Origin of the sequence: Nocardia sp. CA-145437 (assembly GCF_050956485.1) — a bacterium.
Classification (GTDB): domain Bacteria; phylum Actinomycetota; class Actinomycetes; order Mycobacteriales; family Mycobacteriaceae; genus Nocardia.
This window is the reverse complement of record NZ_CP191204.1, coordinates 5,233,835-5,245,565: the sequence shown is the minus strand read 5'-3', so window position 1 is coordinate 5,245,565 and position 11,731 is coordinate 5,233,835. Positions and strand designations below refer to the sequence as shown.

Sequence of the window (11,731 nt, the reverse complement as noted above, 5' to 3'; positions counted from 1 at the left end):
TGGTCATTCGGCCTTGACGGGCGCTTCGTCGCGCGCCGCGGGAACTGGTTCGGGGCATTCGGCGGCGGCTGCGGCGCAACGGGACACGGTGTGGTCGGTCACCGTCAACTCGCCGTCGAGGGCGCGGGTGATCGCGTCGGCGACCAGCGGCCGCACCTCGGCGACGGTGACGTCACGGCCGAGTTCGCGGCTGAGGGTGGTGACCCCGGCATCGCGGATGCCGCAGGGCACGATCGCGTCGAAACCGTCCAGGCTGGAATCACAGTTGAGCGCGATGCCGTGCAGGGCGACGCCACGCTGCACGCGCACACCGATGGCCGCGACCTTGCGCTCGGGCAGGAACTGGTTCGCCGGGACCCACACGCCCGAACGGCCTTCCACCCGACCGGTTTCCAGTCCGAGCCGCGCGCACACGGCGATCAGCGCCTCCTCGAGGCGGCGCACGTACGCGACGACATCGACCGGTTCGGCCAACCGCACGATCGGGTAGCCGACCAATTGCCCCGGCCCGTGCCAGGTGATCTTCCCGCCGCGGTCGACCGCGATGACCGGGCTGCCGTCCACGGGCAGATCCCGTGGCTCGGTGCGGCGTCCGGCGGTGTAGACGAAGGGGTGTTCCAGCAGCAGCAGTCGATCCTGCCCGATGCCCTCGGCGCGTTCGTCCGCGATGGACCGCTGCAATTCCCAGGCTCGCTGATAGTCGATCAGGCCCAGATCTTCGACCGCGAGGGGTGTGCTGTCGAAGCGAGCCGACACCGCGCGGGGTAACGCCGCGGTGGCCGTAGTGCTCTCGCTCACGATGGCGACGCTACTCCTTCGGGGAAGGTCCGTTGCATGAGCGTCAGGTCCATCCAGCGCCCGAATTTGTGCCCGACTTCGGGCAACCGCCCGACGGTGGTGAAGCCGAATTTCTCGTGCAGGGCGATCGACGTGCGGTTACTCGATTCGATCGCCGCGATCATGGCGTGCACCTCGCCGCTCTCGGCGCGTGCCAGCAGCGCCCGCATGAGCGCGGTGGCCACGCCGCGGCGATGGAATATATCTGACACGTACACCGAGTTCTCGACCGAGAACCGGTAGCCCGACTTGGGCCGGAACTGCCCGTAACTCGCGTACCCCGCCAGCTTGCCGCCGATCTCGGCGACCAGCACCGGATGGCCGGCGCCGGTCCGCGCCGCGAACCAGGCCTCGCGCTCGTGGATGTCGGCCAGTTCGGTATCCCAGATGGCCGTGGTCTCGGCGATGGCGTTGTTGTGGATCACCAGGATGTCCGGCAGATCGCTCTCGCGTGCGTCCCGCACCACCACGTCGGACAGTTGATTGGTCACGGGGTCCACGGTATCGGCGCGGTTGCTGTGACGCGCACCGCGCCCGGTATCGGCCGGGAAGCTCCGGGCGTCAGCCCGCGTGGCCCAGTGTCGCGGTCAGCGCCGCGCCGATGGTCGGGTGCTGGAACTGGTACCCGGCTTCCTCCAGCGCGGTGGGAATCGCCCTGGGCCCGTGCAGGATCGCCTCGTCCGCGAACTCGCCGACCGCCAGCTTCAACGCGAACGCGGGCACCATCAACGGCGTCGGCCGATGCATGACCCGCCCCAGCGCCCGCGTGAACTCGGCATTGGTGACCGGCGCGGGACCGCACATATTGACCGGCCCGGAAAGGTTCTCGTGGGTGAGCGCGTACACGATCGCCCCCACCTCGTCGTCGAGCGAGATCCACGGGACGTACTGCCGCCCGCTGCCGAGCCGCCCGCCGAGCCCGAGATAGTAGAGCGGGTACAGCATTCCGAGCATGCCGCCGTGCCGCGCCAGCACCACCGCCGAACGCAGCAGCACCGTGCGCACCCCGGCGTCGGCGGCCTGCTCGGCGGCGGCCTCCCAGTCGGCGCAGAGCCGGGCCAGGAATCCTGTTCCGGCGGGGGAACTCTCGGTGACGACCCGGTCGCCGGTCTCGCCGCCGTAGTAGTGCGCGCCGCTGGCGTTGACCAGCGTCGGCACTCCCGCGGCGGCGACCGCGGCGGCCAGCACGTCGGTGGGGACGATGCGGCTGTCGCGCAGCTCCTGTTTGTAGCTTCCGTTCCAGCGCCGCCGCCCGATGCTCGCGCCGCAGAGGTTCACCACGGCGTCCGCACCGCGCAGCGCGCGCTCGTCCAGGTTGGAACGGACCGGATCCCAGGTGAATTCGTCGCGGGCATGCACGGGACGGCGCACGAGGCGGGTGACCTCGTGCCCGTCGCGGCGCAGGGCCGCGACGAGTGCCGTCCCGATCAGTCCGGACGAACCGGCGACCACGATCTTCATCCGATCCAACCCCCGACCCGTCTCCGTTCCGGCCTCAGAGGCCCAGGTCACCCTCGAACGCGGCCTCTTCCAGACGGTGCTTGATCGTGGTCACGAAGCGACCCGCGTCGGCGCCGTCGATGAGGCGGTGGTCGTAGGTGAGCGGCAGATAGGCCATCGACCGGATACCGATGAACTCGTTGCCGTCGTCGCTGATCACCATGGGGCGCTTCACGATCGCGCCGGTGCCCAGCTCGGCGGCCTGCGGCGGCACCAGGATCGGGGTGTCGAACAGCGCGCCGTTCGAGCCGATGTTGGTGATGGTGAAGGTGCCGTTGGCCAGCTCGTCCGGCTTGAGGCCGCCGGTGCGGGCGCGGTTGGCGATATCGGCGATGGCGCGCGCCAGTCCGGCCAGCGACAGGTCGTTGGCGTTGTGGATGATCGGCGAGAGCAGACCCTGCTCGGTGTCGACCGCGATACCCAGGTTGACCACCGAGTGGTAGGTGATCTCCTTGGTCTCCGAGTTGTAGGAGGCGTTGATGTTCGGGTGCACGGCCAGCGCCTCGATGACGGCCTTGGCGTAGAACGGCAGGAACGTGAGGTTCACGCCCTCGCGCTGCTTGAACGAGGCCTTGGCGCGGTTGCGCAGGGACGCGATCTTGGTCATGTCGACCTCGTGCACCTGGGTGAGCTGCGCGGTGGTCTGCAACGACTCGAGCGTCTTGGCCGCGGTGATCTGCCGGATGCGGCTGGCCTTCTGGACCGTGCCGGTGAGGTGCGACAGCGACGGACGCGGCGCGGCGGCGGCAGCGGCCGGGGCGGCCGGAGCAGCGGCGGCGGGCGCGGCGGCCACGGGCGCGGGAGCCTTCTTGGCCTCCGCGGCGGCGAGCACATCCTGCTTGCGGATGCGGCCGCCGACCCCGGAGCCGGTCACGGCGGCGAGGTCAACGTTGTTCTCCGCGGCCAGCTTTCGCACCAGCGGGGTGACGTAGGGGCCACCGTTGCTGGAGGGCTCGTCGGCCGGGGTCGCCGCGGCCGGAACCGGGGCGGTCTTCGGCGCGGGAGCCGGGGCCGGAGCGGCCGGGGCGGGCGCGGGAGCCGCGGCGGCCGGAGCCGGAGCGGGGGCGGGCGCAGGGGCGGGGGCCGGAGCGGGCGCCGGGGCCGGGGCGGCCGCGGGGGCGCCGCTGCCGATGACACCCAGCTGTCCGCCGACCTCGATGACGTCGTCTTCCTGCGCGGAGATCTCCAGCAGGGTGCCCGCGACCGGGGACGGGATCTCGGTGTCGACCTTGTCGGTGGAGACCTCGAGCAACGGCTCGTCCACGGCGACCTGGTCGCCGACCTGCTTCAGCCAGCGGGTGACGGTGCCCTCGGTGACGGACTCACCGAGCTCCGGCATCTTGACCGGGGTGCCGGAGGCGGCAGCGGCGGGGGCGGGCGCGGCGGCCGGAGCCGGGGCGGGTGCGGCGGCGACCGGCTGCGGGGCCGGGGTGGGAGCCGCCGGCGCGGGGGCCGGGGCAGGGGCCGCGGCGGGAGCCGGGGCGGCGGCCGGGGCCGGAGCGGAACCGGCCTCGCCGATCACGCCGAGTTCGCCGCCGACCTCGATGACATCGTCTTCCTGGGCGACGATCTTCACGAGAACGCCGGCGACCGGGGACGGGATCTCGGTGTCGACCTTGTCGGTGGAGACCTCGAGCAACGGCTCGTCGACCTCGACCGTGTCTCCCTCCTTCTTCAGCCACCTGGTGACGGTGCCCTCGGTGACGCTCTCACCAAGAGCTGGCATCTGGACGGAGAAGGTCATGTCCGTTGACTCCTCTGACTGCTCGTCGGGTTAAACAGTTCGTCTCTCCGCGGGCGTGGCACCGCGGGTCGCGGTGTCGTCCCGGACGGCCACCGCAGGGTGATGGCACCGGAGATCCGTGTTGGTTCTTGTTCCAGCCACCCATCCTTGCACTCGTCCGGGTGCGGCGTGTCACAGGGCGGCGGTTGTGCCGACCTCTCTACGCCACATTTCCCGGCGTGAGCGTCGAACGCCACGGCGCGCGGGTGAAATAGCGGGATGCCATGACACGTATCACGTTTGCGCCGTCCCGGCCTTTCCGGCGTGCCGCTGACCGGACCGCGCACCCCCGCTGAGTCGATTCTGAAGGGATTCTGTGCAGCTGCTATGGAAATGGCCGATGGTCTGGCGAAGCGGCCGTGAGCTGCGCACTATCGAAGTATCCGGCGGTTTTCCGAAGCCGGGGAGGAGGTTGACGGGAATGGGTTTCCTGGATCTGTTCGGGCACAGCGGTACCGCGCGCCGAGGCGAGGCCGATCCGGCCGACATGGGCCATCTCGTGGCCTGGACGCGAAACCATTACGGCGTGGAGGCTTTCGTCGAGCCGCGCACCACGGTCACCGATGTCACGGTGCTGCTCGTCGCGCATGACGGCGAATGGACCCGTCGCGTGGTCGGCGAACGCGGAGCGCAGCGCCTCTCGGGCGCCCTCGGCATTCCCGTCTACGACGCCCGTCGCGTCGGCTACCCGCAGCGCATGCGCGACTACGACGCCCGCCGCCGCATCCTGGAACGCCGCACCGCCCAATGGGCCTGAGCCCCGTGGACACCCTGGGCCGCAAGCTGTTCGGGGCGCGTGCTCGATCAGCACCGCCGCCAACACGATCGAGGCCGGCGGCGACACGTCGGTGCCGCGACCATTCCCGGGGGGTGACGCTGGTCTGCGGACCTGCACGGTCTCCTGCCGGTCCCGAGCTGATGCTGGATCTGCGGCTGTTCCGACTGGGCAGCTTCAGGGCCGCGCTGTTGCTGTGCACCCCGCGCTGAGCGCTGACGCGAACGCCCGCCCCGCTGTGCAGCGGGGCGGGCGTTTTGTCACAGGAACTCGTGTCGCGACCAGGGGCGCGATTACTCCGCGGCGATGTCCTCGAGCGTGGCGATCAGCGTGCGGACCGGGACACCGGTGCCGCCCTTGCCGATGTAACCGAACGGTCCGCCCGTGTTGTAGGCGGGCCCGGCGACATCCAGGTGCGCCCACTGCACGCTCTCGGCCACGAACTCCTTGAGGAACAGCCCCGCCGACAGCATGCCGCCCCAGCGGTGCGGCGCGACGTTCTGCAGATCCGCGATCTTGGAGTTCAGGTCGGCGCGCAGTTCCGCGGGAAGCGGCATGGCCCAGGCGTTCTCGCCGACGGCCTGCGAGATGCGCGCCACCCGGTCGCGGAAGGCGTCGGTGCCCATGACGCCCGGGGTGCGGGTGCCCAGCGCCACCATCTGCGCACCGGTGAGCGTGGCGACGTCGATGACGTAGTCCGGCTCGTCCTCGCCCGCGCGCACCAGCGCGTCGGCCAGGATGAGGCGTCCCTCGGCGTCGGTGTTGATGACCTCGACGGTGGTGCCGCCGTACTGGGTGAGCACGTCACCGGGCCGCTGCGCGGTGGCCGAGGGCATGTTCTCGGCCATGGGCACGGTGGCGATGACGGTGAGCGGCAGGCTCAGTCGCGCCGCCAGCAGCGTGGTGGCGATGACCGCCGCCGCGCCGCCCATGTCGGAGGTCATGTTCTCCATGGACTGCGCGGGCTTGATGGAGATGCCGCCGGTGTCGAAGGTGATGCCCTTGCCGATCAACGCCACCTTGGGGTCGCCGCCCGCGTAGGTGATGCGGATCAGGCGCGGCGGCCGCGAGGAGCCCTTGCCGACGCCGAGAATGCCGCCGTAGCCCTGGGATTCGAGTTCGGTCTCGTCGAGAACCTCGACCTGGAGACCGGCGGCCTTGGCCAGTTCGGCCGCGCGGTTGGCGAATTCGGCCGGGAACAGGTCGCTGGGCGGGGTGTTCACGAAATCGCGTGCGGTGGCGACGGCTTCGGCGATGGCCTGCGCCCGGAACAGTTCCTCCTCGCCGAATCCCGGTGCGGGCACCAGGAACTCGACCCGCTGCACCGGCTGGTCCTCGGGCTTGGGCGCGCTCTTGGCGGACTTGAACGCGGTGAACTGGTACGCGCCCAGGTAGAACCCCTCGGCCGCGGCGGCCAGATCCAGGCCCGACAGCGTGGTGACCGCGGTGGCGACCCCGGTGAGCGCCCGCCCGGCCGCGCCGGCTGACTTGCGCACCTGCTCGGCGTCGAGCTTGTCCACTGCCCCGAGCCCGACCGCCAGCACGAAGTCCACGCCCAGCCCGGCGGGCGCGGGCACCTTGGTGACCTCTTCGCCCTTGCCCTTGGCCCCGACCGCCCGCAGCGCGCTCAGCAGGGCGTCGCGGGTGTCGCCGTCGAGCACATCCTCGAACGCGTCCGCGGGCGCGATGACCGGCCCGTCCTCCGACGAGGTGAGTCCGATGACCAGGACATCGGCCTCCCCGATGCCCTCGGTGCGGGCGAGTTCCGGCCCGAGCGAACGATCTGCAACAGCTGTCATAGCTGCCCACGTTACTGCGCCGCTCCGGCCGCAGCCGGTTGGGCGCGGACCGCACGATAGATTGCTCTGTGATTGCTGTTTGCCCGAATCGTCTCGGCACGAAAGGGTCGTCCTATGGCGTCACTGATGAAGGCGCGTATGGCAGGGTCGGCTGTCGCCCTGGTAGCGGCCGTGTCCTACAGCTGCGTGCTGATGAGTTGCTCCGACACCAGTCCGGCCCCGACGCCGACCACCGTCACCACGCTGCCGTCGATACCGCCGACTTCCGTCCAGCCCGAGCACAATGTCGGCGACGACTGCTCCGACGGCCGCATCGTCGCCCAGTGGGGTCTGACCGCCGACGGCCGGTGGGTCTGTGTCCCGAAGGAACAGGCCACCTCGGCCGAGCCCACCCCGCCGACTTCCGCCGGTGAGCCAGGCGGCCGCTGACCGCTCGGCGAATTCGCGGAAAACCTCTGGTCGAGACGGGTTTTCGTCAACGGTCCTCGACGTCTGTTTCGCCCGGTTTTCAGCTCTTCCGGCCCCCGTCCTCCCTACCCTGGAACCGACGGGCGCGCAGGAGGTTCCAGTGGCGAAGGCGAGATTCCAGCGGACGAAGCCGCATGTCAATGTCGGCACCATCGGCCATATCGACCACGGCAAGACCACCCTCACCGCGGCCATCACTCGGGTCCTGCACGACCGATATCCGGACCTGAATCCCTTCACGCCCTTCGAGGCCATCGACAAGGCCCCCGAGGAACGCCAGCGCGGCATCACCATCTCCATCGCGCACGTCGAATACCAAACGGAGAACCGGCATTACGCGCACGTCGACTGCCCCGGGCACGCCGACTACATCAAGAACATGATCACCGGCGCCGCCCAGATGGACGGCGCGATCCTGGTGGTCGCCGCCACCGACGGCCCGATGCCGCAGACCAAGGAGCACGTGATCCTGGCCCGGCAGGTCGGCGTCCCGAAAATCGTGGTGGCGCTGAACAAGTGCGACATGGTGGAGGACGAGGAGATCCTGGAGCTGGTCGAACTCGAGGTGAGCGAACTGCTCAGCGAGTACGAGTTCGACGGCGACAACAGCCCCATCGTGCGGGTCTCCGCCTTCCAGGCGCTGTCCGATCCGGCGGGGGAGTGGGGCGCGACGATCACCGAACTGCTGGCCGCCGTGGACGACTGGATCGACACCCCCGCCCGCGAGGTGGAGAAACCGTTCCTCATGCCCATCGAGGACGTCTTCACCATCACCGGCCGCGGCACCGTCGTCACCGGCCGCATCGAGCGCGGCGTGCTCAAGGTCAATGCCGAGGTCGAGATCGTCGGCATCCGCCCGAAAACCACCAAGACCACCGTCACCGGCATCGAGATGTTCCGGAAACTCCTGGACGAGGGCCAGGCGGGGGAGAACGTGGGCCTGCTGCTGCGCGGAGTCCGCCGCGAGGATGTGGAACGCGGCCAATGCGTCATCAAGCCCGGTTCGGTCACCCCGCACACGCAGTTCGAGGGTCAGGCGTACATCCTGTCGAAGGAGGAGGGCGGCCGTCACACCCCCTTCTTCAACAACTACCGCCCCCAGTTCTACTTCCGCACAACCGATGTCACCGGCGTCGTGACCCTGCCGACGGCAGTGGAGATGGTGCTGCCCGGCGACAATGTCTCCATGGAAGTCGTGCTGATCCAGCCGATCGCCATGGAGGTCGGCCTCAAATTCGCCATCCGTGAGGGCGGCCGGACCGTCGGCGCGGGCCAGATCACCAAGATCCTGAAATAGCCCGGCCGCCTCGCGCGGGTGTCAGCCCATCTCCTCCAGCGCCTTGCCCTTGGTCTCCGGAACGAACCTGAGCACGAACGGAATCGAGAGCAGTGCGAACAGCGTGTAGATGACGTACGTCCCCGACAGGTTCCAGTCCGCGAGGCTGGGGAAGCTGGCGGTGATGACCCAGTTGGCGATCCACTGCGCCGACGCCGCCACACCCAGCGCGGCCGCGCGCAGCCTGTTCGGGAACATCTCACCCAGCAGCACCCACACCACCACACCCCACGACAGCGCGAAGAACAGCACGAAGCAGTGCGCCGCGACCAGCGCGACAATGCCCTGCGCGTGCGGCAACGACACGCTGTCACCGGACCCGGTCTTGGCCGAGAACGCCCACCCCTCCAGTCCCAGCGCGACGGCCATGCCCGCGGAGCCGATGAGCGCCAGCGGTTTCCGCCCGATCCGGTCGACCAGCAGCATGGCGATCACGGTGCCGACGATATTGATGATCGAGGTGGTGAACGAATAGAAGAACGAACTGGACGGATCGATGCCGACCGACTGCCACAGCGTCGCCGAGTAGTAGAAGACCACATTGATGCCGACCAGCTGCTGGAACATCGACAGCCCGATACCGATCCACACCACCGGCAGGAACCCGAACCTCCCGCCCAGCAGATCCTTGAACGTCGACCGGTGCTCGCTGTGCATGGCCTGCTCGATCTGCGCGACCCGGGCGTCCAGATCGCCCGTGCCGCGCTCGACCTCGGCCAGCACCTGCTTCGCCTTCTCGATCTTGCCGACCGAGATCAGATACCGCGGCGACTCCGGAATCGTGAAGGAGAACAGCCCGTACAGCCCGGCCGGAATCACCATCACGCCGAGCATCCACTGCCAGGCCTCCAGCCCCGCGATACTCCCGCGCTGCTCACCGCCCGCCATCTTCAGGATCGCGAAGTTCACCAGCTGCGAGGTCGCGATGCCGATCACGATGGCCGCCTGCTGGAACGAGGCCAGCCGTCCGCGGTACGCCGGCGGCGACACCTCGGCGATATAGGCGGGCCCGATCACCGAGGCCATCCCGATCCCGATCCCGCCGATCACACGCCACATGGCCAGATCCCACAGCGCGAACGGCAACGCCGACCCGATCGCGCTCGCCGTGAACAGCGTCGCCGCGATCCGCATCACCCAGATACGCCCGATCCGATCCGCGATCCGCCCGGCGATGGCCGCGCCCACCGCGCAGCCGATCAACGCGATCGCCACCACCTGCGCCAGCGTCGCCGACCCGATGTCGTACCGATCGCGGATGGCCTCGACCGCGCCATTGATGACGGAACTGTCGTAGCCGAACAGGAATCCACCCATCGCGGCCGCCGCGGTGATGAACACGACGTAGACCAGGCTGTCGGCCCCGCGCTCCTGATCGTCCGAGGTTCGCGACCCCACCGATGAATTCACGCCGACTCCTTCGTCCGGACCCGGGTCGTGAAACCCGAGCCATCCTCTCTGGGCTCGGCCGAGATGACGCACGATCCCCGTCAGACGGCGCACTTCGACCATTCTTGCTGGGGGAATGCCCGTGAATGCTCAACGCAACGCCGAACTGGTCGTCCGGTTCTCTGGTGGTTCATCCGGTTCCGTGGTCGGCCAACGCCCACCCCCGGCCGGGGCCATGCGTGTCTCCGTCGGAGGGCGGACCGGTCGGGCGGAAGGGCCTAGGGCCCACGTCCTCTCAGCGCCGCGGCAGCCCCGGTATCCGCGGAACCCGCAGCCGCCCCAGCCGATTCGCCCGCGCCGTCTCGCGCGCGAGCGCCTCGGCCGCCAGCTGGTCGGCCAGCGTCAGCAACTGCCGAGCCGCGATCACGTCACCCCGCTTGGCCGCCTCCACCGCCGCCTCCACCGCCCGCGACACCCCGGTGCGATCCGCCTGTCCACCCATACCGCTTGCCCTCCACTCGATTTCCGGTCGGGAGGTATTCGGTGCCGCGATCCAGCGCACTCCTACGACTTCGGGATGAATCGGAGATTTACGATCGCGCCACGCCTACGTTCAGGAAGGGATCATGGCCGAAGCCAAGGGCAGGGCCGGGATTGTCGGGGGCGGAATCGGCGGCCTGGCCGCCGCGATCGCACTGCGCGCGGCGGGCTGGGAGGTCGTCGTCTACGAGTGCGCGCCCCAGTTCACCGAGGTGGGCGCGGGAATCGTCCTCGCGGCCAATGCCTTGAATGCCTTGGACCTGCTCGGGGTGGGTGAGGCGGTGAGAGCGGGGACCCTGCCGGATCGACGTGGCTTCGCGCGGAACGATCGCGGGCGGGTCCTGGTGGACGCACGCATCAGTGACTTCACCGGCGGAGTGGTCGCCCTGCACCGCGCCGACCTGATCGCGATCCTCGCCGCCGCGGTGCCCGCGGACTGCGTCCGCACAGCTACCCGGGTTATCGACGTCCACGCGGACGGGCGGGTCGAAACCGCCACCGGAGCCGACCCATACGACCTGGTCGTCGGTGCGGATGGCGTCAACAGCGTGGTCCGGAGCCGGCTGTGGCCGCAGGAGCGCCCGGTGCAGCGGACCGGCATCGCGGCGTGGCGATGGGTCCTCGACCTTCCCGCGCCCGATCCCGTGGGCGTGATCCTGGGCCGGCATGGCGAAGCCGGAGTGGTGCCGATCGCGGGCGACCGCACCTATGTCTTCACCGCGGGCCGTCCCAGCATCGCGGACCTGGACTACTTCACCGACTGGCCCGATCCGCTGCCGGAACTCATCGCCGTCACCGACCGCTCGACCGTGGTGACCGATGAACTGCTCGAAATCGATGTCCCACGCCACCTGTGGAATGGCCGCGTGGCCCTGATCGGGGACGCGGCCCACGCGATGCGCCCAACCCTGGGCCAGGGAGCGGGCATGGCATTGGAGGACGCCGTCACTCTGGCGGCCTGCGCACCGGATCTCGCCCGCTATTCCGCCGCCCGCCGCAGCCGGGTCGCCCGGATGAGCTTTCTGTCCAGACACGGAACCCGCATGACCTCCCCGGGCTCGGCCACTCTCGCCGCCTTGCGCGACGCCGCACTCCTCGCGATCCCGAACAAAGTCTCGGTAGCGATGTTCCGTTCCCACAGCCGCCGCATCCTCGAAGGCTGGAAGCCCCCGCGGTCCTCCGCGTAGTCGCCGGAAAACCGCAGGTAGAGAGGCGATTTGACTTTGCTTCGACGCACCACGTAACTTATTCCAGGTCAGAGCGACACGGACACCGACCCGGAGCCCCAAGGGCCTGGGAAACGA

The 11,731-nt window shown here is 69.4% G+C and carries 11 protein-coding genes; 4 read left to right on the top strand and 7 right to left on the bottom strand.

Translation table 11 applies throughout. The annotated features are described in order from the left end of the window. Nucleotides 1-3: 3 nt before the first annotated feature. The 4 genes from lipB to sucB all read right to left on the bottom strand — a co-directional run bounded on the left by lipB (nucleotide 4) and on the right by sucB (nucleotide 4,081). On the bottom strand, nucleotides 4-756 hold the full coding sequence (lipB, locus tag ACQPYY_RS24465) for a lipoyl(octanoyl) transferase LipB (protein ID WP_379095905.1): 753 nt from the start codon (nucleotides 754-756) through the stop codon (nucleotides 4-6). Nucleotides 757-794: 38 nt separating this feature from the next. Beyond that, the gene (locus tag ACQPYY_RS24460; protein WP_433591137.1) at nucleotides 795-1,328 is read right to left on the bottom strand and encodes an N-acetyltransferase family protein; all 534 of its coding nucleotides are present in this window, start codon (nucleotides 1,326-1,328) and stop codon (nucleotides 795-797) included. Between the two features lie 70 nt (nucleotides 1,329-1,398). Continuing rightward, complete coding sequence (locus tag ACQPYY_RS24455) at nucleotides 1,399-2,298, bottom strand: TIGR01777 family oxidoreductase (RefSeq protein WP_379095657.1); 900 nt, start codon at nucleotides 2,296-2,298, stop codon at nucleotides 1,399-1,401. 34 nt (nucleotides 2,299-2,332) lie between these two features. Further along, nucleotides 2,333-4,081 (bottom strand): 2-oxoglutarate dehydrogenase, E2 component, dihydrolipoamide succinyltransferase, encoded by a 1,749-nt coding sequence (gene sucB, locus ACQPYY_RS24450; RefSeq protein WP_433591136.1) that lies wholly within the window; start codon nucleotides 4,079-4,081, stop codon nucleotides 2,333-2,335. A gap of 460 nt (nucleotides 4,082-4,541) precedes the next feature. Between sucB and ACQPYY_RS24445 the strand changes: the two genes are divergently transcribed. Beyond that, nucleotides 4,542-4,877 carry an oxidoreductase gene (locus ACQPYY_RS24445; RefSeq protein WP_357288750.1) on the top strand — a complete coding sequence of 112 codons (336 nt, stop codon included), beginning with the start codon at nucleotides 4,542-4,544 and terminating at the stop codon, nucleotides 4,875-4,877. Nucleotides 4,878-5,188: 311 nt separating this feature from the next. Here the strand turns inward: ACQPYY_RS24445 and ACQPYY_RS24440 are convergent, their stop codons facing one another. Further along, entirely contained in the window at nucleotides 5,189-6,694 is a 1,506-nt protein-coding gene (locus ACQPYY_RS24440; RefSeq protein WP_433591135.1) for a leucyl aminopeptidase, read from the bottom strand. Between the two features lie 114 nt (nucleotides 6,695-6,808). Here ACQPYY_RS24440 and ACQPYY_RS24435 point away from each other — a divergent pair, with 114 nt between their 5' ends. Together ACQPYY_RS24435 and tuf are read left to right on the top strand one after the other, a co-directional pair. Continuing rightward, nucleotides 6,809-7,123, top strand: a complete 315-nt coding sequence (locus ACQPYY_RS24435; RefSeq protein ID WP_433591134.1) for a hypothetical protein — start codon at nucleotides 6,809-6,811, stop codon at nucleotides 7,121-7,123. Between the two features lie 139 nt (nucleotides 7,124-7,262). Continuing rightward, nucleotides 7,263-8,459, top strand: coding sequence for an elongation factor Tu (tuf, locus tag ACQPYY_RS24430; RefSeq protein WP_379280407.1), 1,197 nt, complete (start codon nucleotides 7,263-7,265; stop codon nucleotides 8,457-8,459). Nucleotides 8,460-8,480: 21 nt separating this feature from the next. On the opposite strand, the gene ACQPYY_RS24425 is transcribed toward tuf, so the two are convergent. Beyond that, nucleotides 8,481-9,908: a sugar porter family MFS transporter gene (locus ACQPYY_RS24425; RefSeq protein WP_379095667.1), complete on the bottom strand. Its 1,428-nt coding sequence runs from the start codon at nucleotides 9,906-9,908 to the stop codon at nucleotides 8,481-8,483. A gap of 274 nt (nucleotides 9,909-10,182) precedes the next feature. Next, nucleotides 10,183-10,389, bottom strand: coding sequence for a hypothetical protein (locus ACQPYY_RS24420; protein ID WP_433591133.1), 207 nt, complete (start codon nucleotides 10,387-10,389; stop codon nucleotides 10,183-10,185). Between the two features lie 124 nt (nucleotides 10,390-10,513). On the opposite strand from ACQPYY_RS24420, the gene ACQPYY_RS24415 reads away from it, so the two are divergent. Next, a complete protein-coding gene (locus ACQPYY_RS24415; protein WP_433591132.1) occupies nucleotides 10,514-11,614 on the top strand; it encodes an FAD-dependent monooxygenase in 1,101 nt (366 codons plus the stop codon). The last annotated feature ends 117 nt before the right edge of the window (nucleotides 11,615-11,731 follow it).

Coding starts and splice junctions, on each gene's coding strand:
- ACQPYY_RS24440 (WP_433591135.1), bottom strand. CDS start 6,694: ATGACAGCTGTTGCAGATCGTTCGCTCGGGCCGGAACTCGCCCGCACC.
- ACQPYY_RS24455 (WP_379095657.1), bottom strand. CDS start 2,298: ATGAAGATCGTGGTCGCCGGTTCGTCCGGACTGATCGGGACGGCACTC.
- sucB (WP_433591136.1), bottom strand. CDS start 4,081: ATGACCTTCTCCGTCCAGATGCCAGCTCTTGGTGAGAGCGTCACCGAG.
- ACQPYY_RS24435 (WP_433591134.1), top strand. CDS start 6,809: ATGGCGTCACTGATGAAGGCGCGTATGGCAGGGTCGGCTGTCGCCCTG.
- ACQPYY_RS24420 (WP_433591133.1), bottom strand. CDS start 10,389: ATGGGTGGACAGGCGGATCGCACCGGGGTGTCGCGGGCGGTGGAGGCG.
- ACQPYY_RS24445 (WP_357288750.1), top strand. CDS start 4,542: ATGGGTTTCCTGGATCTGTTCGGGCACAGCGGTACCGCGCGCCGAGGC.
- ACQPYY_RS24415 (WP_433591132.1), top strand. CDS start 10,514: ATGGCCGAAGCCAAGGGCAGGGCCGGGATTGTCGGGGGCGGAATCGGC.